This is a genomic window from Mesorhizobium sp. M7A.F.Ca.MR.362.00.0.0 (assembly GCF_004023175.1).
Classification (GTDB): domain Bacteria; phylum Pseudomonadota; class Alphaproteobacteria; order Rhizobiales; family Rhizobiaceae; genus Mesorhizobium.
The window spans coordinates 11,369-34,129 of sequence record NZ_RZTF01000003.1 but is presented as its reverse complement, the minus strand read 5'-3'; the positions used below and the strand labels follow the sequence as shown (position 1 = coordinate 34,129).

The window sequence follows — 22,761 nt, the reverse complement described above, 5'->3', positions numbered from 1 at the left end:
GACAGTCTGCTGCATGAGCAAGGCGCGCCTTGCCGACCGCCTCATGCGCGCGGTTGCCGCCATCCCCCATCTTATAGCCGGTGCCTGCGCCGACACCGTCCAGGTGGTATCGGAAGATTACGCCGCGCAATCAACCTTTTGCCGCATCTTCCGCTCGAAGGTAAAGACTGCGCCGCTTCCGATAGCCCTAAAGCTGTTTCCGGGCGAAGTCTGCCCGCCGAGAAAGGGGCTTCCGAAGGCCGCAGGGCATGTCTACCGCATAGGCTATGTCGGGCGGATCGCTAAACAGAAAACCCTTGAGGTCCTTTTCGACGCAATTCCGCATCTGAAAGGCGAACTCGATGCGCCCTTCGTAATTGATCTGATCGGCCCTGCGTCAGAAGTCGTCGGCGAAACCTATTGGCGCGACATCCTCGAATTGGCGGAAGCATCAGGAGGGACGGTGCAATATCGTGGAACGCTGACGGGGCGTCCCCTCGCAGAAATTTACCAGAGCCTCGACGTGCTGGTATTGCCCAGCATGGACCGGCTCGAATCTTTCGGGCTGGTGCAGGTTGAGGCCATGCTTCGACGGGTTCCAGTCGTCGCCTCCGACCTTCCCGGCATGCGGGTTCCAGTTGAGCGTACGGGGATGGGCAGGCTCTTCTCGCCAGGTAACCCAAAGGCACTCGCCTCCGCCCTGATCGACGTGCTTACCAACGGGCCTGAACATGAGTTGGACCCAGCATCCTTGGACAGGCTCTTTGGCGATGAAGTCGCCTGTGCTCCATACGTCGAAATGCTACAGGCGACATAGCGCAGCTCAAGACATACCAACTCGGCGGCGCGCCCACCAAAAGCGGGCACCGCGAGGGCCAACCAACTCGCATGCTGATTTTCCAGTTGCGGGACAACTGTTGTCTGGCACATCATGGCCCAACACTGCCTCTACAGTCGAGCATCACTCTGGCATCCCTCTCAACACCTATAGGTCCGTCTGGACTGCGCACGAAGGCATTCGTCGCCGCAGCGTGCCTCGTAATCATCACCTTTGGTGCAATGCTCAGATTGATGGGCACCAATTGGGACGAGGGGGCCAACCTTCACCCCGATGAGCGCCACATGGTTTCCGTCGTTATGGAATCGATGCGAGCCTTCGACGAATTCAAGCCCGGAGAACTGTCTGTCAGCGACACATGGTTTGCCGCCGGCAAATCGCCCCTTGATCCGCGCCGAAAAAATGGCCTTTACGTCTATGGCGAGTTTCCGCACCTTGTCCTTAGCCTGGTGTCGCGTGCCGCGGATGATGGCTGGCCCCAGGTCATGGAACGGGCACGGATTATCGGGTCCGCCATCGACGCGTATACCATCCTGGCAGTGTTCCTTTTGTCTGGCCTTTTGGTGCGAAATTCGATCGCCGGCCTGTGCGCTGCGACACTGTATGCGTTCCTGCCATCGGCAATCCAACAGTCCAACTTTTTCACCGTCGACGTGTGGCTGACATCGGCCGCTATCTGGTGTCTGCTAGCCGCGACGCTGGTGGTGACAACGAAGGGCCACCGTTCGGCTCTTGTCTGGGCACTTGTCGCGGGAGGCCTTGCCGGCTTGGCCGCCGCCTGCAAAATTCCAGGCTTTGCGCTTGTTGGAGCAACGTGCCTCGCCGTCATCGCACGTTACGTGCGAGCGGGCAGGGAGCGCCATTTAGCCGATCTTTTGACAGGCCTGTTGCTGAGCTTCGTTGCCGCTGGCCTCATTTTCCGGCTCGCCAGCCCTTTCACGTTCCAAGGGCCTGGATTCTTCGGCCTTGTCCCCACCGAAAACTTTATCAAGGGTTACAAGGAGATGAGCAGGCTGGTGCTGGATCAAGGCTTCCCTCCGAACTGGCAATGGTTCGGGGGCTATGGACCAAGGAACGCTCTTGCCGACTTGGCTCTTTGGGGCCTGGGTTTGCCTACAACGTTTGCCGTTGGCATCGGCGCCATCGTGGCTGTGCGCGATCGGGCGCTCTGGCCGAGCTTGCTACCCTTAGTGGCGGCTACCGCGGTTTTTGCCTTCTACTGGCTTACAGTTCCGAACCCGGCCTTACGCTACGTCTCCCCTGCCCTGCCCGCATTCTGCGTCCTGTCGGCGCTGGCTTTCGCAGCGATGTTCTCGGAGCGATGGACCAGCGCAGTCGCGGTGCTTTGCATTGGCATGGCATGCATCTGGGGCTATGGCATGGTGACCCTACATACCACGACCAACAGTCGCGTTGCCGCCTCCCGGTGGCTATGGCTGAACACCGACAAGGGCACAGTACTCGCTAACGAGACGAATTGGGACGACGGCCTTCCGGTGAATGTCCGTTTACCGGGCTCCAAGGACTTGACGTGGGCAGGACTGGAAGACCATTTCGTCTTTTCAGTCCTTGGTCTTGAAGCGCCCGACACGCGAGAGAAGGCTCTGCAGATCGCAAGGGTTCTCGACCATGCCAATCTGTTGATTATCTCGAGCGAGCGTATGCGTAAGCCAATCATCGATCTCCAAAACCGCTTCCCAATGTCGACCGCCTATTATGCGATGCTGGCAGACGGCAGCCTCTGCTTTGAACCGATCTACCGCTCGAAGTTAGGTTACCCTGTGGCAGGCTTCCAGTTTGACGACACCGGTGTTCAGGAGCCATGGAGCGTCTACGATCACCCGACAGTGGAGATCTACCGAAAGCAGCCCTGCTTCGACGGCAAGAAAGTGGAAACGACGCTACTTCAAGCCTTACCCAAAGGCTGATGGACGAAGGCAGGCGGCGAGTTCCCGCTGGTTAAGGCTCTGACAGCGACGGCTGCGGTGTCGATAGCGCGCCTTATCGCAGCGTCCATATCGATATAGGCATAGCTGCCAAGGCGCCCGAAGAAGGTCACTCCGGGGCGCTGCCGCGCCAATCCAACATAAGCCTCCAGCAACCGCTCATCGGCGGCCAGGCGAAGTGGGTAGAACAGCGCACTGCCACGGACCGCCGATTGTGCATATTCCTTCCAGATAATCGATATCGGCGATCTGTGATTCCGCCAAGGCGACAGGTGCCGGTGCTCGGTCATGCGTGTCCACGGCGTACCAGGGTCAGGGAAATTCATGACAGGACAGCCGAGGCCATCTCCGGTGGTGCGAACTTCCTCGAAACGCAGCGTTCGATAGCCCAGGTCGCCAAGGCAATAGCCGAAATACCGGTCGATCCCTCCACTGTAGAAGGTGTGGTCGAATGTCTCGGTCAATGTTTCGGAAGCAACGCCAAGCCGAAGTTCGATGTTTCGGTGGTCGAGAATGGCAGCGACGATGGCTGTGTAGCCGTCGCGCGGCATCGCCTGCTGCCGATGATGAAAATAATTGCTGTCATAGGAAAACCGCAGCGGCAGGCGCTTGAGAATGCTGGCCGGCAGCAATTCCGGTTCAACGCCCCATTGCTTTTCCGTGTAGTGGCGGAAAAACGTTTCATAAAGCCGCTCGCCGACCATCGACAGCGCCTGCTCACGAAAATTGGCGGGATCTGCGATCGGCGGTTGTAAGGTCTTGATGAATTCCTCTGCTTCCGCAGGCACCATTGCACTGTGGAAGAACTGATTGATAGTCAGCAGGTTGACGGGAAGGGAATAAACCTCGCCGCCGACCGTGGCAAAAACCGAATGACGGTAAGGCATCCACTCTCCGAACTTTGCGACGAATGCCCAAATCTCATCGTCGTCGGTGTGGAAAATATGAGGCCCGTAACGATGGATCATGATGCCGGTTTCAGCGTCCTCCGACGTGTGGCAGTTGCCTGCCGGATGATCACGCTCATCAACGACGAGGCAAGACAATCCGGCTTCGGCGAGTTTGCGGGCGATAACCGCCCCGCTGAAGCCGGCACCCACAACCAAAACTCTTCCCAAGCGCTTCCTGCTGTCTAATGTTGTTGTGCTTTTCTCTAAGCTTGTGATAGCAACCTCAGTGTCTGTGGTCGAGCCTTCAAAGGCACGATCGCTAGCCGCCGCAATAGCCGGCGTTTCATTGCCGGGAGGTCGCATAGCGCGCTGACGGCCAGTTGTGTCTTTGGTGTGCTGTTCATGCCGATCCTGTCCGTGATCATTCCTGCCTACAATGAAGAGCAGAATATCGAAGGGGCACTCGACGACGTCCTCAAGGACGTCGTCGCTGTCGTGACGGATGTTGAAATAATCGTTGTGAACGACGGCAGCACCGACCGCACGGCCGCGATCGTAAACGACGTCGCTCAGCGCGATAGCAGAATCAGGCTGCTGAACCAGGTCAACAAGGGCCATGGCCCTGCCCTCGCCAACGGCCTGGAGCAAGCGAGAGGCGAATGGCTGTTCGTTCTCGATAGCGACCGCCAGGTCTCGCTCGCTGAGTTTGCCAAGCATTGGGCAATGACGCCCGAATACGAAGCCATACTAGGCCTGAGGCGACCGCGTCACGATCCATTGCATCGCCTTGTTATTTCGTTTTTTATGCGGTTGCTGTTGCGTTTGCAGCTTGGTACGGCGGTAGGCGATGCGGGCGCTCCATACAAGCTCGTGAAGCGACAGATTTGGTTGCAAGCGAGCCAAACGATGCGTGACGACTGTTGGGTTCCGTCTGTTTTGCTGGCGGCACATATACTCTATCGTCGCGATATACGTGCAATCGAAGTGCCCGTCATGCACCAAAAGCGCCCTCACGGCCACTCAACGCTCAATTTGCGCAGGCTCGTGCGTTTTTCGCGCGAAGGTGCAGCTGATATAGCTCACTATCGCAAACGCATGAAAAAGCAAAACGCGGCAGTCCCAGCCCAATGATCGATGCGGCAAGCGTCGGGTCGGCGCTTCTGTTTTGGTTTACAATAAGCGCATGCGGCTTGCTTGCATGGCCATTGGCGGCAGCCTTATTTCCGCAAGATGACGATTTCGGCTTTTTGGCCGCAAAGCCTCTCGCCTGGCTGGTCGGCGCCTATTGCGGGTGGCTTGCAGCCGTCGCAGGCATCCCATTCTGGCGATATGGGTGGATAACCGGTCTACTTGGGCTCTTGGCAGTTTTTGCCCTAACATTTCGAACAAAGCTTCGAATGCCGCCAATCAAAAGGCTTGTGCAGTGGGAGCTCGGCTTTTTGACCCTCCTGATGGTCGGCATTCTCATCAAGGGTAGCGCGGCCGACATTGAGGGCCTCGAGAAGTTTATGGATTTCGGCTTCATCAACGGGGCGCTGCGGGCCTCGTCGATGCCACCTCCCGACCCTTGGTGGATGGGACAGCCGATCAATTACTATTATTTTGGTCACGTCGCTGCGGCATGGCTTATTCAGTTGAGTGGCGTGCCGGCGGATCACGGTTTCAACTTGATGGTCGCAACCGTGTTCGCCTTTGCGGTATCGCTGACCTACCGGATTGTCCGTGGGTGCCTGGGCAAGATGAACGACCGTATCTCGGTTGTGTGCGGGCTCGTGGCGGCATCACTTGTGGCATTCGGCGGCAACTTCCACAGCGTCCTTTATGGACCTTTCCGCGCGCTGTCGCCGACGACTTACAGCCGCGGCTTCTTTTATCCGGATTCCACGCGCTTCGTCGGCTTCGATCCACTAACCGATGACAGGGGCTTCACCGAGATGCCAGCCTACGGCTTCGGTGTCGGCGATTTGCATGCACATGTCCTGAATCTGCCCGTGGCGTTCATGATCCTTATGATCTTTGCTCGCATCGTCGAGCGCGAAACAGGGGCGGCCGCACATTATGGCCTTCGCTGGCGAGAAATCATTATCCTGGCACTCCTTTTCGCGATCTCGGCGATGAGCAACAGCTGGGATGCGGTGTCCTACGGCTTGCTGTTGCCGCTGACAGGGCTCCTTTTGCTGACGCACCGCAAAGGCCGCCGGCTAAGGCTTTTCGTCAAGCTTTCCCTGACTGCCGCGGTGACTGTCGGCCTTGCCTTGGTGCTCGCCTCTCCATTTCTGGTCAGCTTCAAACCGATCGCATCAACCTTGCGCTGGATGGACGGGCGAACTCCGTTCTGGCAACTGGCAGTCCTTTACGGTCATATCGCGCTACCTTGCCTGATTCTTCTGGTTGGCTTGTTCGTGGCCTTCGGCCGCGACCCCCGCTGGAGAGTTGGAGCCTTGCTGGCTCTGTGCGCGCTTTGCCTGATCGCCCTCCCGGAAATCGTCTATGTCAAAGACATTTACGGTGCGGATAACAGGCGTGCGAACACCATGTTCAAACTCGCCTTCGAGGCGCAGCCAATTGCTATGATGGCAAGCATGATTTTGATCGGCCTTCTTTTGCAACGGAAAGGGGTGATCGCCGCTGTGGCTGCGCTCGTTCTTGCGGCTCCATTGCTGGCGACCTTGTCCTATGCCGATGACATCTACCGATATCGGGTTTTCCCGATGAGTGAGCGCACCTTTACCCTCAGCGGTACCGGCTTCATAGTGCGCAGTCGCCATGACGATATGGCGCTGATAGACTGGCTTCGTTCGCAGCCTTCAGACCGTCTAATCATCCTGGTGGAAGCGCCGGGCGACAGCTTCACCCAGAAAAGCAGGCTTTCTGCATTCTCAGGCGTTCCAACGATTGTCGGTTGGCGCGGACACGAATGGCTTTGGCGCGGTGATATTTCCAGCGCCTATCGCCGATATGATGAAGTCGCGGCGTTCTACAATTCCACTACCCTGCGGCAAGCCTGTGCATTGGTCGCAACCTATGGGGTTACCCATGTGGCCATCGGCACTGTCGAGCGCGAGGTGTTCCCAGGTATCAATGCTGATATTTTCAGGCAGCTTGGGCCAATTGTGGTGCAAAGCGGCAACTCAATGATTATTCAGGTGGAACCAGCCAGTTGCGCGAACTGATCCGGGTTTACCTTTGGTAATGTTACGTTATGGTTATTTGCGTTCGCGCACTGATTTGGACGGGGGCCGGGTTGGGCAGGGTTTGGAACAGGCAAAGCTGGTGGTGGCTTGGAGTATGTGTAGCGCTGCTTCTGCTGGCAACGGCTACCGCTGAAGCTCGCAATGTGCCGGGATCCGCGTCTGCCGTGCAATCGCGAATCGACCAGGCTGTTGCGACGTCGCTCATCGACACGACCGCAATAACCGCGCGTGACGCGGCATTGTTTGATCTTTGTCAAAATTATCTGGGGCACGCAAACGCCGATGCCAAGGCGCTGCGCGATCCCTGTGAGTGGGGCATTTCGCTCGGCGGCGGCGTTCGCTACGTCGAAGGTTCCCCGAATGGCTTCGGCTTCGATTTCACCTCTGTGTTCGGAAGCCTTGCCATAGCGCACAAAATCTCCCCGAACGTCACCGTAGTCGCGTCGTTAATTGCTGAGCACGGAAACGGCGATCTCGACTATAACAAGGGCACACTGGACAATCGCGGTGTCGGTGGGCTGGCTGGCGTCATCGTCAAGCTGCATGACACGCTCGATTTTAGCGTCCTCGGTGGCGCCGAGTGGCTGAACTACCGGACGACCAGGTCCGGGGGGACCTATAGAGGCGAATACGACGCGATGCGCTATATCGTCGACGCGCAACTGCAGGGAACTCTGAATTCCGCCAACTATTTCATCGCATACGGCACGGGGCTGCGATACATTCGGCAGGACAACGACGCCTATCAGGAATATTCGGGCGGCAGTCCATTTGCCGCCGTTCCTGGTTCGGGCTTTACGGTTCTCACCGGCCTGGCCGATCTCAAACTGGGCACCAAGCTGCCGGGCCTAACGCCATATGTGCAGGCCACAGGCTACGTGAATTTTCTTGAAAATACCGATTTCGCAGCTTCGTTCGGAGCAGTAACGCCCGAAGACCAGCAGATCTCTGGCAGGCTTGGAATAGGGGCAGATATCGAATTCCTGTCAGGTAAACTCTCGCTGGTTGCCGGCGTTTTCGGTGGTGAGGACGGTTTCCAGGGCGCTGATGGCGGATTCAAGTTCTCGAAGGGGTTCTAAGCGTGACCAGGGCAGCGACACTCAGCGCACTGGGCATGACCGCCCGGACTCGCTGGCCGTCTGCCGATATCGCGATGGTGGCGGCGCGCGTTGCTCTGTCCGGCACGCTTCTTGCCGCCGCAATGTGGCTTTCCTCCGACGAATTCGCCTGGCGCGATCTCGCCGCCATCGGCCCGGGTAGCATCGCGACATGCTTGTTGTTGTCGGGGGTGATCGTGTTCACGCTCGCGTGGCGCTGGCGATACATCGTGGCAACAACCACAGAAGCGCCGACCGTTCCTTCAATGGCGGATTTCAGCGCTTTCACTTGGGTTGGACTGGCGGTCAATCAGCTCGTGCCATCGGTCGTCGGCGGCGATGCGGTGCGGATAACATTGCTGGCACGCTGGGGCATACCGGCCTCGGCTGCGGCAGGCTCCGTGATCGTCGACAGATTTTATGGCGTGCTTGGGCTGCTCGTCGTCTGTCTGGCGGCGGCACCGATGTTGAGCACCGCCCTCTTCTATCCGGCAATGATCAGTTCAATAGTCATCGTGATTGCTGTTATCGCATCTGGCTTACTGGCATGGTGGACTTCGCGGCGCTCGAGCATCTTCCAGCGTTTGTCGACGATGGTGCTTACCGGCATTTCCTGGCGCAGCCTGCTGATTATGGTTCCCGTGGCTATGGCGGGGCATCTGGCCAACATCGCCATGTTCCTCGTCATTGCGCATGCGCTGGGCGCTCAGGCGCCGATATTGCCGACGATTTCCGTGCTCGCAGCCGTCCTGCTCGCGTCGGTTCTGCCCTTTTCGATTGCGGGCTGGGGATTGCGCGAATTCGCGTTGGTAAACGCGTTTACCCATCTCGGCTTAGACCATGACAAGATTGTGCTATCTTCCGTCGCCTATGGACTTTTTGTCCTTGTAACTCAGGCAGCCGGATTTCTCATGATCCTACGGAGAAAACGCACGTGAGCGCCCGGCTTTTCAATCTTCTTGTAAGTGCAGGCCTGTGCGCCGCGCTTCTGCTGGCAACTGGGACAGCCGTCAAAGCGCAAAGCAACACGCCAACAAACACGCCGACCGACACCGTCACCCCCACCGCAACCAACACGCCAACCGACACCGTCACCCCCACGGCAACCAACACGCCAACCGACACCGCCACCGCCACCGTAACCAACACGCCAACCAACACTCCGACCGGGACCCTCTCACCGACTGCAAGCAATACGCCTACCCTGTCGTTGACGCCTTCGGCGACCTCCACGCCTGTCGATGTCAATTCAGTTCCCGGCGGGAATTCGAATTTCAGCGTACCCGCCTTGCTTTTCGTCGTCGTTGGCGCCTTGCTGGCACTCATGCTCTGGGCTAGGCAGTCCGACCAGCGAAGATGACGGTTTCGGACTATCGCGCTGGCCAAGCTCCACGACGAGAGCGCCCTTGGCAGTTGATCATTTTAACCCTGACCGTCCTCTTTGCAGGCTTCGTTCTTCTCGAAACGCCTCCAATTGCCGCTCTGTTCGGCATTGTCACGAAGGGTCTGGCGATCGTCGCTGCCTCGCTTCTTTCTCTCATCGGCTTCGATATGGTTCGTCACGGCGTCGAGTTGCGGGACACGGTGTCGGGCCACGCCGTTGCCGTCACGTCGGCCTGTGACGGCAGCGGCCTTATCGTCAGCCTTTTCGCAATGACCGCATGGCTCGGAGGGCGAACGAACACTTTTCCGAAACCCGTTATGGCTATCCTCGCTGCTGTAGTCGTCATCTTCATATTCAACCTCGCCAGGGTGATCGTTCTGTTCCTCTCGATTGGAACGCCCACACTGATGCTGGCGCAGCATCTCTACGTCGCTCCTCTGCTAAGTTCGGTGCTGGTTGCCGTGCTTGCATGCAACGCGCGCGGCTTGCGACTGGCGGACATTTTGCCAAGCCTGAAGATCTGGCTCGCCGTTGCCTGCCTTGGCGCGCTTGCCTGGTATGTTGTCAGCGACGATGTGAGTTGCGTCGTTGCAACGCCAATTTCGAACGCGATGCTTCGGCTAATGCCGTTCGGCGTGTCGCAAAGCATTGCGTGCTCTGAAGCCGGCGCGCTGCTGACGACGACAGGTGTTCTTGCGCTCCAGCCACCCGCCTTTGTCACGACCGGGTTTTACCCGTCGGACTTTACCTTGGCCGCGTCGCTGGTTTTTGCATCGCTGATCGTCGCTTCGCGGGGTGCGGGCTTGCCTATGCCCAGGATGTTGGGAAGGATGGTGTCGGCTATCTTGCTCTTCTGTGTTGCCATGACGGTCGCAGCACTCACTATCGGCTATGACGCAGCGACAGCCGCGCAGACCACCACCGTGTCGTTCAATGGCATTGTCGAGACGTATCATGCGCCGTCGCTTTTTCTACTTGGAACTCTGAAGGCCGCGCAAAATATGCTGGTGCATTTCAACCTTTTCGTCCTGCCCTTTGCCATGGCGGGCAGGCATGAGCCGGGAGCCGCAGCGTCTCCGCCATTGACCAGACGTCCGCCCGATGGTCGACCATCCCGGCGGCGGCGCAGATGACATTAATGCCGCTTAGCGACCGCCACTTGCGGGAGTGGTTGTGGTTTGTCGTCGCGCTCGGGGCGGTGCTGCGAGTCCAGGGATTGGGCTGGGATCATGGGCTGATCCTTAACCCGGACGAGCGGAACATCATCACCGCCGCTGCACGGCTGTCTTATCCAGATCATCTCGTCTCCGACTTCAGCGCCTATAACGGCCTTGCTCTCTATCTGCCACGCTTTTTCGCAGCCTTGATCTCTCCCTTCATCGGTACTCAGGGATCGGATCCGGCCGCCATACAATTTGCCGGACGCGTCCTCTCCGCGCTTTGGTCAAGCTTGACCTTAGTCATCCTCGCGCGCACCGCGCAGCGAAGTTTCAGCCCTCGTGTCGCGCTCTTCGTCGCAGCCTGTGCGGGCGCTTCGCCAGGGCTGATCCAATCAGCACATTTCCTGACTACGGAAGCGGGGCTGATCCTTTGCCTGTGCGTGATGATTCAGCTTTGCCAATTCTACAATCGCGGTGAGATCCCCCTCCTGCGCTTCGCGCTGCTGAGCGGCGCGGTGGTCGGGCTCGGCTTCGGGCTAAAAACGACAGCGCTGGTGTTCGCGCTATGCCCACTCACCGCCGTTGCCTGCTCCATCCGGGCGCGAAACCAAGTCGTAGAGGTAATCAAGGCAGGGGGTGCCGCGACCGTCGTGGTGCTCGTGCTGGCACTCGTCACGACACCGCAACTGTGGGCCACCCCCGACGCCTACTTCGCTACGATGCGTTTCGAGGGCGGTGTCGTACGTGGCACCACAGACGTCTTCTGGACTTACCAATTTGTCGGCACGGTCGGCGGCCTGTTCGAACTTTCTCAACTGCCGTGGCTTCTCGGTCCAATCGTGCCGGCACTGGGTCTGGCCGGCATGGTTGCGCTCGTCCTCGATCTGAGGCGCGGCAACAGAATGGCGCTCGAATATGTTCCAGCACTTGCTCTCGCCATCGTTTACGGCGCGATCGTTTGCAGTTGGCACGCCAAATTCGTACGCTATTTGGCGCCGCTGCTGCCCCTGCTGATCCTGTTCTCAGGCTATTTCATCAGCCAGTTGCGCGTCGGCAGGATCCGGGCCGGAGCCATGCTGGCCACAGGCGTGGTTACGGGACTGGCCGGCTTGATGCAGGCGACCATCTATCAAAAACCCGACCCGCGCATCGCCGCTTGGGACTGGATGGTGCCGCGCCTAGCCGCAGGCGATGGTGTGGTCGTCGAGCCTGCGGATGTCGGGCCACCATATTGGATCCCAAGCGCCACGCCGCTCACGACCAAGATGCTGCCGTTGCTGGATGTTTCATCGCCCGACAAGATCGCCAGGATGGCCGATGTGCTTGCTGGCAGCAGATGGTTGATCGTGGCCAGCCGTCGGCACTATTCGGTCCTTCCAAGGCTCCTCGGCCGGTTCCCCGAAATGTGCCCATACTACGCTGCTTTGTGGTCAGGGAGACTCGGATATCAGCTTGTGGCTACCTTCCGGCGCCGTCCGGTCTTGCCGCCCCTACTAGACCCTACAGGCCAAGCGGAGGAGACGTTCACGGTTTTCGACAGCCCGCAAGTCTTCATCTTTGAAAAGACGGTGCCGCTTCCAGCCCCGGCACTTGTTTCGGCAATCAGTGATTCCGCGAGTTGCGCGCCGAAGCACTAAACTGCCTGGATGTAAGCCGCCGTCCCAAGGCAGATCAAGACAAGGCTAACCGGATCGGCCGCGGCAAACATAACTGGGTCGCCGCCGATTCTGCCGTCGATTGCGCGTCGCCACAGGTGCAGGAGCCAAAGGCAGACGGCGACCGCCGCGCCCCAGAGCCAAACAGGATCACGATAGTGAAGGACGACGGCATTGCTCCAGGCGAGATAAGCCAAAATCGTAATCACTGTGGCAAAGGCAAAAAAACCGGTGCCCGCCAGCAATGAAGACCTGTGCACATGGGTATAGCCCCGACCCGAGGGCACTGTGGCTGGCGTGCTTATGGAAGAAACCTCATCGATGCGTTTTATCAAGGCCAGCGCCATGAATAGATTTACGCTGAGACAGATGAGCCAAGGCGATAGGGACGTCGCGGTGATCTCGCCGCCGATCAGCAGCCGCCAGACATAGAGTCCGGTAAGGATTGCGACATCCGTCCCTACAAACCGCTTGAAATATGCACTGTATGTAATGGTGGCGACGAGATACGCAGCGACCGCGATGGCCACCGTGACGCCGATCGCCGCTGCCGCCAAAGTGAGCGATGCCGCCGCCATCCCGATCGCAACAGAGAGCGCCCGCTGAGGTTTTATCAGTCGGCCCGCGATCGGACGGTGACGCTTGCGCGCATGTAGCCTGTCAAAGGTCGCGTCCTTGATATCATTGACGATGTAGCCGGCTGAAGCCGCGAGGCTCATCACGACCATACCGACGACGAGCTTTATGCACATGCCGGCAGAAATCGGCGCGTGGGAGAAAATAACAGGTACGACCAGAAGCAGGTTCTTGATCCAATGCGCCGGCCTGATCAGCGAGAACCAAGCCGAAAGACTTGATGCCATTCCCTCGCTATCGGCCGTAGCTGACAAACTTTCCACCCTTTGGTTCGCTGTCCCACGATGACCCCACTCATAGCCTCTCGTGATCAGATTGGCCATGTAACTTGGATCAGACAATCGCAGTCCTCATTCCTCAGACTCCGGCATCTCAAAGCGTGAAATCGACGATCAAGGCTGAATGATCTGAGCCGGGTGCTTCGATTTTTCGAACCGAACGAACGACGACCTTTCCCTTTTGCAAAAGCTGATCGATGGGCAGTCCGGCAAAGCGCAGTAGCGAGGGCAAGCTATACGGGGACCAGGTCGGTCCGACAGAAGGTACGAGCGTGAGCTCGCCTGCCTTGGCGATCCGGCCCGTGGCGGCGCTCCAAGGTGTCGCATTGAAGTCGCCAGCCAGCAAGGCGTTCGCGCCGAGGCGGCCGATTTCTGGTGCCAAAGCCTCTATCTGGTCGCGTTGCGGGAACGGCCATGGCCATTTCAAATGCACGGCAGCAACAGATACTGTTTTGCCGTTGAAGTTGATCGAGGCCGCGGCAAATGATGTGTTGCCGATGCAGGTGGGTGGCCGAGTCGCATCGAATGATCGCCGGGAGAATATTGCCACACCATCGATCGGACGGACGCCGCAAAGGATTTTGTGAGGATAAAGGTCGTCAAGCGAGGCAAGTTCCTCGACCCATTGGTCGTTCACTTCCTCCAAGGTGACGACATCTGCCTTCGTATTTCGGATGACAGCCAGAAGTTCGAAGGGCGTCGGATTGTTGAACCGGACGTTGATCTGTAGCAGGCGGAATATGTGCGCTTTGTCCTGGGACACTGTTTCTCTGGCAAAAATTTGCCCGACCGGGACGTTTGCGGAAATGGCGAGCACGCCGCAAAGCAAAGCGCAAACCCGCGCAGCACGAGAGCCGCTCCATGAAACTAGAACCAAGGACAATACCAACACCGCCGCGAGATGAAGCCGAAAATGGCTGACCGAATCCAGCGCCGGATGGAGCGTATTGAGGAACCCGGCTACGAGCAGCGCCGCCACCACGACTGTCCAAGCTAACAAAAACCGCCTCCGTAGGCGCCGCCATGGCGTTCTCGCCGGGATCATCAGAATGTAACCCTCTTGAAGACGAATTCCGGCTTGGAAGTTATCAACAACATTACCAAGCGCCAGAGCGTGCGGGCATAAATCATGTGCGGTTGCTTGCCCTGAGGCGCACGGCGCGATGGCGCTCCGGCTGGACCTCTGGCTGACTGCATTTATTTACATGGCCCCGCGCGGGCGGCAATCATGCTTCCGCTTGTTCCACAGGAAGACGCGTCCGCATCAGATCGGCATATCGTGAGAGGCCGGCCTCCAACGTCACGGTTGCCTGCCAGCCGAGCAGCGCTTTCGCTCGTCCTGGATCACCGACAAATTCATGCACATCGAAACTGCGCGGCGGGGCGATGACGAAACGTCCGCGACCGTTGCCGGCAGCAATTGCACGGTTGGCCAATTCTTCAAGCGAGGTACTCCGGCCAGAAACAAAATGGATTGGCGGCAGCCGCTGTTCACCCGCAAACAGTTGACTCGCCACCGCAGCGACTCCGGGAGCGACATCGTCGATATGGGTGAAATCGAACGCACAATTCGGCCCGTCGAGGCGCAATGTGCCGCCGGTCACCGCCGCGCCTACAAAAGCCGGCACGACCCGGTCGGCATGATCGTTCAAGGCTCCATAGACGCTTGAGAACCGCACAATTGCCGTTTTCAGCCCGGCTCGGCGCGCCTCAGTGACGAGATTCTCTGCCTCATGCTTGGACCGGCCGTAAATGTTGATGGGAGCGAGGGCAATGTCTTCGTTTACAAGCTTTCCCGGCTGGGGACCATAGACTTCCCGACTGCTCGCATAGATGACCCAAGGTTTGAGTCTGCTTTTCAGGGCCGACTGCAGAATGTGACGCGTAGCATCGACATTGACGGATTGACACAGCGCCGGATGACGCTCCGCTTCGACGACGCGCGATACAGCCCCGAGATGGATAATCCCCGTCACCTGCGACGCGGCCGTCTCGACCTTTTCCTGGTCGCATATATCGAACGGGGTATCCGAGCGAAGGTCTGCGAAAAGGACACGGTTGCCAGTTCGCAAGAGCAGTTGGGCCACCGCCTTGCCGACAAGTCCATGCGAACCGGTAACCAGGACAAATTCATCATGCATGCAGTTTCTACCAATGCGCTGTCGACGTCGGGGCCTGGGACTGTAAAGTGGAACCGTGCTTCCGAAGAGAGTAGAGCTGACAAATGCCGGTTGAACAACCTGCGCGAACCACTTTCAGAAATTTCGTATCGGGCGCGCGGGCTTCTACTCGCCCCGAGACGGGCGACGCGGTCGTCAAGAAACGCAATGACAGGATGGCTACGGCAGGGTTGCCCCTAGGTTCAGGACCCATTGCTGTCAGGTGCGCGGTAGATTCCATAGCTGACCTTGACGAGCAGGCCCTCATCACACATGCGAGCTAGATAGTCAGGCCGAGGCGGGCAGCTCTCTCAATTCGCGGCCGCTCCCTACTCCCTGACATGCAGTTAGTAAATAGGCGGGTATGTCTGCCGAGACTGCGGAGCCTATACTTTTCCGAATACACGTCGGCCAAATTTACCAGGATGACTCTCATCACTTGCGGAAATATCCACTTTAGGAGATGCTGATCTAAAGCCTTGGAGCCTTGGGAGGGCGGGGGATGAAAAGAAAAACGTTGATGGTGCTCGCCGCCATTGTGTCGCTTTGCGGCTGCCAAACAAGCAATCAAGCCGACTACATGCAAATAGGATACGGGCCTAGTTTCGAGGTTGCCCATGCTCAGTGCGAGATGCGCAAAGGATCAGTAGACCAGGGCTACCTTGCAATTGGATCGCCCGCATTTGTCGCGGGTGCTGGGCTCGGCAACGCACTTGGCAATGCGATCGCCGAAGATCAGTACATGAAGAACTGTCTAATCATCAGCGGCTGGAAACTCGCGCCGCATGGCAAGGGCGCCGCAGCTGCCGCCACTGCCGTTGCCACAAGAGCGCCACCAACTCCCTATGGTGTCCAACGCGCCCCTGGCAGTTGGATCAACACGGCCCTTCTGGATTGGTCAGCCGCCAACAACAAATGCGTCGCCGGTGACAAGGCGTCCTGCGCAACTCGAGCCAAGCTCGGTACGCAGCTCAGAGCCGCCGGCGTCAATCCGGCGCCGATCTGATGCACGGGGTTTCCTTGTGAGAGCCTTTGTTAGCCAGAAGAGGCCTCGATCCTGCTCTGGGCCGATCTGATCGGCAATCTTCTGCCGCCAGGTACGATCATAGCGGTGGCCACATGCCTGCGAGACCTGGTTTCCCGGCCGGGGATGGCCGGGCGAGGACATGATTGACAGTTCGCGCAGGTCGCCTTTGCGATCATTGCGCCATGTCGGAAGCGAAACAGCTACAAAGGCGCACGGCAGCGGGACCGTGCGCTAACCATCGTCGAAAAACCCGCTGCGCAGATCAAGGCTCTGCAATCGGCGGCAAGGCCTTGCCTTGAAGGTCTTTGAATAGCACTAGCCGCAAACTGCGCGCTTTAGATTACCCCGCCCGTCCGTTTCGAGGTTCAGCCTCGCGTCGCTGTAGTTGTGAATGACGGCCTGACCTGGCGCGATTACTCTGACGTCTCCTTTGGACCGGACCGGCGCGCCACCTACACGGACATCGTCAGCGGAACTGCCGGTAACGGGAAGGCCGATCTTGTTTTGCAGAGCGGCGGCTCCGCAATCTGATGAATGGCGCGTGGGCGGAGCAATACCAGTGCAGCCGGCCATGATGATCGTGCCCGCGATGAAACTGAAACCGAAACATGACCGCGACTGCATTTGGGGCTGTTCTCCTTTGGGCAGGCATCCGCTCGTGCGCCCATTGACTGTCCTTCTTGTCGGATATTCGAGCGGTTTGGTGCTCATGAACGAAATTTATGACGATATGCAGGCAATGCTTGGAGATGCTTGGCAACCCAGGGACAGGAAATGACGGCGCCGAAATTCCTCTCGACGCTTTACGATGAAGCGCTGGAGAATCAACGGCCATATCCCGAATTTTGCCTCCATGCTGCGCACCACGTGCGCGCTCTACCTAAGCGACAGGCAAGCTCTCGACAGCGAAACCTCGGAGTTGACGAACAAGGCAGCCTGACGCGCGGGCACTGCTCAAAACGCCTGCTAACCGGAAAGCCGAAAACCGCATCGGCCAGTTGAAGACCAACTAGGCCAACGAGACTCGTTCCTCGGGCGACGAGGCGATCCTGTGAGCCGAACCTCCATTGGCGAGCCGTCAACTGTCGATGTTGCGACAAGGCTCTCTAAGATTCCGACCGGAAGAACGCTTGCTCCGAAAGTCTAGAAACTCGGCGTTGCGCCTTAGTGGGGAAGCCCCCCAAAACACAAATATTTCAGCTCCAGGTAATCATCGAGGCCGTATTTCGAGCCTTCCCGGCCAAAACCCGACTGCTTGATGCCGCCGAACGGCGCGACCTCGGTCGAAATGAGCCCGGTGTTGATGCCGACCATGCCATATTCCAAAGCCTCCGCGACGGCCCACACACGGCCCATGTCCTTGGCGTAGAAATAGGCCGCAAGCCCGAATTCGGTATCATTTGCCATCGCAATGACGTCGTTGACGGTTTCGAAGCGGAACAAGGGCGCCAACGGTCCGAAGGTTTCTTCGCGGGCTACCGCCATCTTGGAGGTTACCCCGGTCAGGACCGTCGGCCAGATGTAATTACCGCCAAGAGGATGGTCTGGCCCGCCCGCCACAATGCTGGCGCCCTGAGAGACGGCATTCTCGATGTGACGCCTGACCTTGGCCACGGCGCGGCCGTCCACCAGCGGGCCGATCTCGGTGCCCTCCGCGAAGCCGTCACCGACTTGGAAGGCTTTGACGCGACGCGCAAGCTTGTCGGAGAACTCTTGGTAGATGCCGCTCTGCACGTAAAGGCGATTGGCGCAGACACAGGTCTGGCCAGCATTGCGAAACTTGGAGACGATGGCTCCGTCGACGGCCGCATCGACATCGGCATCGTCGAAGACGATGAATGGGGCGTTGCCACCCAGTTCCATGCTGAGCTTCATGACTTGCGCGGAGGCTTGCGCCATGAGAGTGCGGCCGACTTCGGTCGACCCGGTGAAGGTGAGTTTGCGAACCTTCTCGTTTTCGCAAACCTCATCGCCGAAGTCCGAGCTCTTCGTGATCGGGACAACGCTCAGCAGCCCGGCCGGCACCCCCGCCCTTTCCGCAAGTACGGCGAGGGCCAAGGCGGAGAGTGGTGTCAGCGCCGCCGGTTTGAAGACGATCGAGCAGCCTGCCGCCAGCGCCGGAGCGATCTTGCGCGCCACCATCGCGGAGGGAAAATTCCAGGGCGTAACAGCGCCGACGACGCCGACAGGCTGTTTGATCACAACGATCCGCTTGTCACGGGCATGCCCGGGGATTGTATCGCCATAGACGCGCTTGGCTTCTTCGCCAAACCATTCGATGTAGGACGCGCCATAGAGGATCTCGCCCTTGGACTCGGCCAACGGCTTCCCCATTTCAGCAGTCAGAATCGTCGCCAGATCATCAAGATTGGCGATCGTCAGGTCGTACCATCGCCGTATGACTGCAGCGCGCTCCTTGCCCGTGCGAGCAGCCCACTCGTTTTGGGCCACGTAGGCGACGTCGATCGCCTTCGCGATCTCGGCTCGGGCAAAATCGGGCAAAGTGGCCATCACTTCATTGGTCGAAGGGTTGGTGACCTCGAAGGTTTTTCCGGACTGGGAGTGGCCTAGCCATTCTTTGCCAATCAATCCCGCTTCCCGGATCAGATCCTCGTCCTTGACCTTGCTTAGGAGTGTCGCTGATACGGCCATGGTTAGACACCTTTGTTGGATTGCGAACGGCCCCGAAGCAGAAGCGCCCGGGCCTGGGCGATAATGGGAGCGTCGATCATCTTGCCGTCGACAAGGCGTGCTGCGCCGTCTTGGGCCGCGTCAGCGACGCGCTGCGCCCAGCGCAATTGCTCGTCACTCGGTTGGAAAGCTGTGATGACATGCGAAGTTTGGGCAGGGTGTATGCAAAGCTTCCCGCCGGCCCCATGATTTAAGGCTTGCTGGCATTCGGAGGCCAGTTTGACGGTATCCGTGACCTCGAAGGATGGGCCGTCCAACGGCAAGGGCTTACCGGCGGCTCTGCTCGCCACGGCGAGCCGCATCATGGCATGCGCTTTGATGGCATCGGAGGCTGTCGCACCCAAGTCCAGCGTAAAGTCTGCGGGTCCGAAGGCCAGTCTCGCGATATGAGAATGAGCGGCCAACACCGCCGCCGCCTCCAGCCCCCGGGCCGTCTCGATCAGCGCCATGATTTCGATGTCCTCACCCAAGATATGAACCATCGCGTCGAGGGTCGCCACGGACTCCGCTTTTGGCAGGCAGATGCGTCGAAGCCCGAGGGCCCCGACTGCAGCAAGATCAGCAGTGTACCAGCTACTGTCTTGGCTGTTCACCCGGACGTAGGTTGGGTTCCGCAATGTCAGCGCATGGTGAAGGTTGGACCGCGCGCTATTTTTGGCGGCCGGCGCAACAGCGTCCTCAAGATCGATAATGACCGCGTCGGCTCCGGACCGGTCGGCTTTTTCAAAACGCTCTGGCCGATCGGCCGGCACAAACAAAGGCGCGACAGGCGTAAAAAGCACGTCACTCTGCGCAGTCATCAGGCCGGACCCCGATCCATATCGGCTTCCATGTGCACGGCGCCGCTCCCGCCTTGCGTCCAGAGTCGCCGACCATCGATGCCGGCCCTGACGGTCAGTTCACGGTCTGCAATCGCCGGGGCTACTCCGCGGCAGCGAAACGTCAGGGGCATACGGGTGCCTTGGGACGCCGCGAGGTTGAGGAGAAGCGTTGCTTGGATGGGGCCATGGACAACCAACCCCTCATAGCCTTCGGACTGGGTCGCGTAAGGCAGATCGTAATGGATACGGTGACCGTTAAAGGTGATCGCGGAGTAGCGGAAGAGCAACGTGGACGAAGGTACGACAGACCACACTTGCCCTGCTGGCCGGATTGTCGGGGGGTCCACCGGGGAGGTGTTTGGAGGAATGCCATTTCGCGGCACCACGGCTTCCCGGTAAACGATGTCCTGCCGTTCACTCAGCGCGAGACCCCGATCGGAATGGTAAGCATGGCCGACTGCGACGAACCAGAGTTCACCGGATCGGCCTTGCTTGCGCACGATGTCCTGGATGGTAGATACCTTGCGAACCTTGTCACCGACCCGTAGGTGATCATGCACCTGCAGTTCACCACCAGCCCACATGCGGCGCGGCAGCGGCACGGGCGGCAAGAACAGGTTTTTGGCGGGATGCCCGTCGGCGCCCAACTGGTCCATCCCGGCGATTGCCGGCGACAGGCACCAATGAGTGCCCAAAGGGGCGGTATCTGCGGGCAGCAGCGCAAGATGGGGTTCAAAAATGGCGCGGAAACTCTCTACGAGGCGCTCCGAAACAACATCGATGCTCTCGCTCCGACGGCCAATCCATTCTGCGAATAGCTTCGGTTCGGTCGCGTCCACTGGCCCTGCCCGTCAGTAGGAACGTGGCATTCCGAGCACATGCTCGGAGAGGTAGGACAGGATGAGGTTCGTGGATATCGGCGCAACCTGGTAAAGCCGGGTCTCGCGAAATTTGCGTTCGACGTCATACTCCTCAGCGAACCCGAAGCCGCCATGCGTCTGGATACAGGCGTTCGCGGCTTCATTGGAAGCATCGGCAGCCAGCATCTTGGCCATGTTCGCTTCAGCGCCGCAGTCCTGACCGGCCTCATAGAGCCGCGTGGCTTCACGGACCATGAGTTCGGCTGCACGCATGTTGGCGTAAGCCCTGGCGATGGGAAACTGGATACCTTGGTTGGCGCCGATGGCCCGGCCGAAGACGTTGCGGTCGCATGCGTAGGTGGAAGCCTTGTTGATCAGCCACTTGGCGTCGCCGACACATTCGGCGGCAATCAGGATCCGCTCGGCATTCATCCCGGAGAGGATATAGCGGAAGCCCTTGCCTTCCTCGCCGACCAGGTTTTCGGCAGGGACCTTCACATTGTCGAAAAAGACCTCGGTCGTGGAATGGTTCATCATCGTCCGGATCGGCCGGATCGAAAGGCCCTGCTTGAGCGCCTCCCGCATGTCGAGAATAAACACCGACAGGCCTTCGGTCCGTTTGGCCACCTGATCCTTGGGGGTGGTGCGCGCGAGCAGCAACATGAGGTCGGAATGTTCCGCCCGGCTTGTCCAGATCTTCTGGCCGTTGACGACATAATGGTCGCCGTTCTTGCGGGCGAATGTCCGGATCGAGGTCGTGTCGGTGCCGCTGGTGGGCTCGGTAACGCCGAACGCCTGCAGCCTCAACTCACCGGAGGCGATCTTCGGAAGATACCGCTCCTTTTGCAATTCGTTGCCATGCCGCAGGACTGTGCCCATGACATACATCTGGGCGTGGCACGCGGCGCCGTTGCATCCGGCCCGTTGAATCTCCTCGAGCACGGCGGCGGCGGCCGAAAGCGTCAAGCCCGACCCGCCATATTCCTCAGGGATCAGCGTCGCAAGGTAGCCGGCCTCGGTCAGCGCGTTGACGAAATCCACGGGATAGGCGCGGTCGGCATCGAGCTTGCGCCAGTATTCGCCCGGAAATCGCTCGCAGAGCCGGCGCACGGCGTCGCGGATGTCCTCGTTGTCAAAGTCCTTGAACATCAGGCACTCCGCGCTGCACGGACCTGGGGAGGCGCGTCCCCAGCGGTTTCAAATAAACCCAGCGAGCGCAGTGGGCGGTTATCGGGAAGGCCAAGGATAGCGTCGATCAGGTCGTCGGCACAGGCTTGCGAAGTGCCGCCGGCGACGAGCTGCGTGCGCGCCTTCTGGGACAGTTCGGCGGCCGTTACCGGGTTATCGGGATCGCCCTTGGCGTCGTGCCGGGCGGCGGAAAGGCGTCTGCCGGAAGCCGTTTCGACAATCACCTCTGCGCCCCACGACTCCGGATAGGCGGCGTCGATCTTCGGCGTCAGTTCGACCTCGACCTTCTTGCGTTCGTCGACCATACGCTGGCGGGCATCAGCATCGAAGCTGGCCTGGTCGACACGGCCGTCCGCTAGCGCTATCGCCACAGTGTGCTGCAGCGAGAATTTGGCGCTGTATGGATCGTCCGGGGTGGGCCGGTCGCACACGTCGAGGGCAGCCCGGTAAGCCCCGACATGAACCCTTGCGATGGCTTCCCCGGCGATCTCGTTGTGCAAGGCGATCGCGCCATCGATCGCCGGGTGGGTGTGCCTGCAGCAAGGCCATGGCTTGATCGAGGTGTTGATCAGTTGCCAGGCCCGCTCAGGCCCGGCCGTGACGACCTCCGGAATCGGGTCCAGACACAGACCGGCATAGAAGCCCTTCTCGCCTTCCAGGATGTTCTCCGCCCCCGTGAATCCTTCCTTGGCCAGGAACGACGCGAGGACGCCCGATTCCGCAGCCCTGGCGGTGTGGAGATGCTTGCTCATGGCGCCTTCTGCAAGGAACTCCCAAAGACCCGATGACTGGGTACCGGCGTTCCCAAGCGCCCATACGGTCCTGGTGTCGTCGAGGCCAAGGAGCTCCGCCACGGCAAACGCCGCACCGAACGGCCCGCAGGTCGAGGTGTTGTGCCAGACCCGGTAATGCTTCTTGCCGACGGACATGCCGACCCGGCAACAGGCCTCGTATCCTG

The 22,761-nt window shown here is 59.3% G+C and carries 21 protein-coding genes and 1 pseudogene; 12 read left to right on the top strand and 10 right to left on the bottom strand.

Going from position 1 to position 22,761, the window contains the following annotated elements:
- A partial coding sequence (locus EOC06_RS00805) for a glycosyltransferase family 4 protein (RefSeq protein WP_206631142.1) occupies nucleotides 1-796 on the top strand: 796 nt, incomplete at its 5' end.
- A 305-nt stretch (nucleotides 797-1,101) separates the two neighbouring features.
- Nucleotides 1,102-2,745, top strand: coding sequence for a glycosyltransferase family 39 protein (locus tag EOC06_RS00800; RefSeq protein ID WP_128306841.1), 1,644 nt, complete (start codon nucleotides 1,102-1,104; stop codon nucleotides 2,743-2,745).
- Here EOC06_RS00800 and EOC06_RS00795 read toward each other — a convergent pair.
- Nucleotides 2,724-3,863 (bottom strand): UDP-galactopyranose mutase, encoded by a 1,140-nt coding sequence (locus EOC06_RS00795; RefSeq protein WP_281062017.1) that lies wholly within the window; start codon nucleotides 3,861-3,863, stop codon nucleotides 2,724-2,726. The genes EOC06_RS00800 and EOC06_RS00795 overlap by 22 nt on opposite strands.
- A 192-nt stretch (nucleotides 3,864-4,055) precedes the next feature.
- Between EOC06_RS00795 and EOC06_RS00790 the strand changes: the two genes are divergently transcribed.
- The 7 genes from EOC06_RS00790 to EOC06_RS00760 all read left to right on the top strand — a co-directional run bounded on the left by EOC06_RS00790 (nucleotide 4,056) and on the right by EOC06_RS00760 (nucleotide 12,125).
- Nucleotides 4,056-4,784: a glycosyltransferase family 2 protein gene (locus tag EOC06_RS00790; protein WP_127332262.1), complete on the top strand. Its 729-nt coding sequence runs from the start codon at nucleotides 4,056-4,058 to the stop codon at nucleotides 4,782-4,784.
- Complete coding sequence (locus EOC06_RS00785) at nucleotides 4,781-6,826, top strand: DUF2298 domain-containing protein (RefSeq protein ID WP_128306839.1); 2,046 nt, start codon at nucleotides 4,781-4,783, stop codon at nucleotides 6,824-6,826. Before EOC06_RS00790 ends, EOC06_RS00785 begins: the two co-directional genes overlap by 4 nt.
- A 185-nt stretch (nucleotides 6,827-7,011) precedes the next feature.
- Nucleotides 7,012-7,926, top strand: coding sequence for an autotransporter domain-containing protein (locus EOC06_RS00780; RefSeq protein ID WP_127332266.1), 915 nt, complete (start codon nucleotides 7,012-7,014; stop codon nucleotides 7,924-7,926).
- Between the two features lie 2 nt (nucleotides 7,927-7,928).
- A complete protein-coding gene (locus tag EOC06_RS00775; RefSeq protein WP_128306838.1) occupies nucleotides 7,929-8,882 on the top strand; it encodes a lysylphosphatidylglycerol synthase transmembrane domain-containing protein in 954 nt (317 codons plus the stop codon).
- The gene (locus EOC06_RS40725; RefSeq protein ID WP_206631141.1) at nucleotides 8,879-9,304 is read left to right on the top strand and encodes a hypothetical protein; all 426 of its coding nucleotides are present in this window, start codon (nucleotides 8,879-8,881) and stop codon (nucleotides 9,302-9,304) included. Before EOC06_RS00775 ends, EOC06_RS40725 begins: the two co-directional genes overlap by 4 nt.
- Complete coding sequence (locus tag EOC06_RS00765) at nucleotides 9,301-10,461, top strand: archaeosortase/exosortase family protein (RefSeq protein ID WP_128306837.1); 1,161 nt, start codon at nucleotides 9,301-9,303, stop codon at nucleotides 10,459-10,461. Before EOC06_RS40725 ends, EOC06_RS00765 begins: the two co-directional genes overlap by 4 nt.
- Nucleotides 10,458-12,125: a glycosyltransferase family 39 protein gene (locus EOC06_RS00760; protein ID WP_128306836.1), complete on the top strand. Its 1,668-nt coding sequence runs from the start codon at nucleotides 10,458-10,460 to the stop codon at nucleotides 12,123-12,125. Before EOC06_RS00765 ends, EOC06_RS00760 begins: the two co-directional genes overlap by 4 nt.
- Here EOC06_RS00760 and EOC06_RS00755 read toward each other — a convergent pair.
- The 3 genes from EOC06_RS00755 to EOC06_RS00745 all read right to left on the bottom strand — a co-directional run bounded on the left by EOC06_RS00755 (nucleotide 12,122) and on the right by EOC06_RS00745 (nucleotide 15,198).
- Nucleotides 12,122-13,102: a UbiA prenyltransferase family protein gene (locus tag EOC06_RS00755; RefSeq protein ID WP_128306835.1), complete on the bottom strand. Its 981-nt coding sequence runs from the start codon at nucleotides 13,100-13,102 to the stop codon at nucleotides 12,122-12,124. The genes EOC06_RS00760 and EOC06_RS00755 overlap by 4 nt on opposite strands.
- A gap of 49 nt (nucleotides 13,103-13,151) precedes the next feature.
- On the bottom strand, nucleotides 13,152-14,036 hold the full coding sequence (locus EOC06_RS00750) for an endonuclease/exonuclease/phosphatase family protein (RefSeq protein WP_164762695.1): 885 nt from the start codon (nucleotides 14,034-14,036) through the stop codon (nucleotides 13,152-13,154).
- A 247-nt stretch (nucleotides 14,037-14,283) separates the two neighbouring features.
- Nucleotides 14,284-15,198, bottom strand: a complete 915-nt coding sequence (locus EOC06_RS00745) for an NAD(P)-dependent oxidoreductase (protein ID WP_127330127.1) — start codon at nucleotides 15,196-15,198, stop codon at nucleotides 14,284-14,286.
- A 520-nt stretch (nucleotides 15,199-15,718) separates the two neighbouring features.
- On the opposite strand from EOC06_RS00745, the gene EOC06_RS00740 reads away from it, so the two are divergent.
- Nucleotides 15,719-16,222 (top strand): hypothetical protein, encoded by a 504-nt coding sequence (locus EOC06_RS00740; protein WP_127330125.1) that lies wholly within the window; start codon nucleotides 15,719-15,721, stop codon nucleotides 16,220-16,222.
- Between the two features lie 336 nt (nucleotides 16,223-16,558).
- Here EOC06_RS00740 and EOC06_RS45065 read toward each other — a convergent pair whose 3' ends face one another.
- Nucleotides 16,559-16,816 (bottom strand): I78 family peptidase inhibitor, encoded by a 258-nt coding sequence (locus tag EOC06_RS45065; protein WP_127330141.1) that lies wholly within the window; start codon nucleotides 16,814-16,816, stop codon nucleotides 16,559-16,561.
- On the opposite strand from EOC06_RS45065, the gene EOC06_RS41450 reads away from it, so the two are divergent.
- Together EOC06_RS41450 and EOC06_RS41445 are read left to right on the top strand one after the other, a co-directional pair.
- Nucleotides 16,803-17,021, top strand: coding sequence for a hypothetical protein (locus tag EOC06_RS41450; protein WP_164898418.1), 219 nt, complete (start codon nucleotides 16,803-16,805; stop codon nucleotides 17,019-17,021). The genes EOC06_RS45065 and EOC06_RS41450 overlap by 14 nt on opposite strands.
- Nucleotides 17,012-17,183 (top strand): annotated as a pseudogene (locus EOC06_RS41445) (DNA-binding protein); the annotation flags it as partial. The gene EOC06_RS41450 and the pseudogene EOC06_RS41445, both read left to right, overlap by 10 nt.
- A 224-nt stretch (nucleotides 17,184-17,407) precedes the next feature.
- Here the strand turns inward: EOC06_RS41445 and EOC06_RS00725 are convergent.
- The 5 genes from EOC06_RS00725 to EOC06_RS00705 all read right to left on the bottom strand — a co-directional run.
- Complete coding sequence (locus EOC06_RS00725; RefSeq protein ID WP_127330123.1) at nucleotides 17,408-18,895, bottom strand: NAD-dependent succinate-semialdehyde dehydrogenase; 1,488 nt, start codon at nucleotides 18,893-18,895, stop codon at nucleotides 17,408-17,410.
- Nucleotides 18,896-18,897: 2 nt separating this feature from the next.
- Entirely contained in the window at nucleotides 18,898-19,734 is an 837-nt protein-coding gene (locus EOC06_RS00720; protein WP_127330121.1) for a CoA ester lyase, read from the bottom strand.
- Nucleotides 19,734-20,594, bottom strand: a complete 861-nt coding sequence (locus tag EOC06_RS00715; protein ID WP_128306833.1) for a MaoC family dehydratase N-terminal domain-containing protein — start codon at nucleotides 20,592-20,594, stop codon at nucleotides 19,734-19,736. Before EOC06_RS00715 ends, EOC06_RS00720 begins: the two co-directional genes overlap by 1 nt.
- A 12-nt stretch (nucleotides 20,595-20,606) precedes the next feature.
- Nucleotides 20,607-21,764, bottom strand: coding sequence for an acyl-CoA dehydrogenase family protein (locus tag EOC06_RS00710; RefSeq protein WP_127330117.1), 1,158 nt, complete (start codon nucleotides 21,762-21,764; stop codon nucleotides 20,607-20,609).
- Nucleotides 21,764-22,761 (bottom strand): MmgE/PrpD family protein (locus tag EOC06_RS00705; RefSeq protein ID WP_245469268.1); only part of this gene is annotated, 998 nt, incomplete at its 5' end. The genes EOC06_RS00705 and EOC06_RS00710, both read right to left, overlap by 1 nt.

Bases quoted from the DNA above. Each gene is read 5' to 3' on its own strand.
- EOC06_RS00710 (WP_127330117.1), bottom strand. From the start codon at position 21,764: ATGTTCAAGGACTTTGACAACGAGGACATCCGCGACGCCGTGCGCCGG.
- EOC06_RS00755 (WP_128306835.1), bottom strand. From the start codon at position 13,102: ATGGCCAATCTGATCACGAGAGGCTATGAGTGGGGTCATCGTGGGACA.
- EOC06_RS45065 (WP_127330141.1), bottom strand. From the start codon at position 16,816: ATGGCCGGCTGCACTGGTATTGCTCCGCCCACGCGCCATTCATCAGAT.
- EOC06_RS00740 (WP_127330125.1), top strand. From the start codon at position 15,719: ATGAAAAGAAAAACGTTGATGGTGCTCGCCGCCATTGTGTCGCTTTGC.
- EOC06_RS00765 (WP_128306837.1), top strand. From the start codon at position 9,301: ATGACGGTTTCGGACTATCGCGCTGGCCAAGCTCCACGACGAGAGCGC.
- EOC06_RS00760 (WP_128306836.1), top strand. From the start codon at position 10,458: ATGACATTAATGCCGCTTAGCGACCGCCACTTGCGGGAGTGGTTGTGG.
- EOC06_RS00725 (WP_127330123.1), bottom strand. From the start codon at position 18,895: ATGGCCGTATCAGCGACACTCCTAAGCAAGGTCAAGGACGAGGATCTG.
- EOC06_RS00745 (WP_127330127.1), bottom strand. From the start codon at position 15,198: ATGCATGATGAATTTGTCCTGGTTACCGGTTCGCATGGACTTGTCGGC.
- EOC06_RS00785 (WP_128306839.1), top strand. From the start codon at position 4,781: ATGATCGATGCGGCAAGCGTCGGGTCGGCGCTTCTGTTTTGGTTTACA.
- EOC06_RS00720 (WP_127330121.1), bottom strand. From the start codon at position 19,734: ATGACTGCGCAGAGTGACGTGCTTTTTACGCCTGTCGCGCCTTTGTTT.
- EOC06_RS00790 (WP_127332262.1), top strand. From the start codon at position 4,056: ATGCCGATCCTGTCCGTGATCATTCCTGCCTACAATGAAGAGCAGAAT.
- EOC06_RS00800 (WP_128306841.1), top strand. From the start codon at position 1,102: ATGGTTTCCGTCGTTATGGAATCGATGCGAGCCTTCGACGAATTCAAG.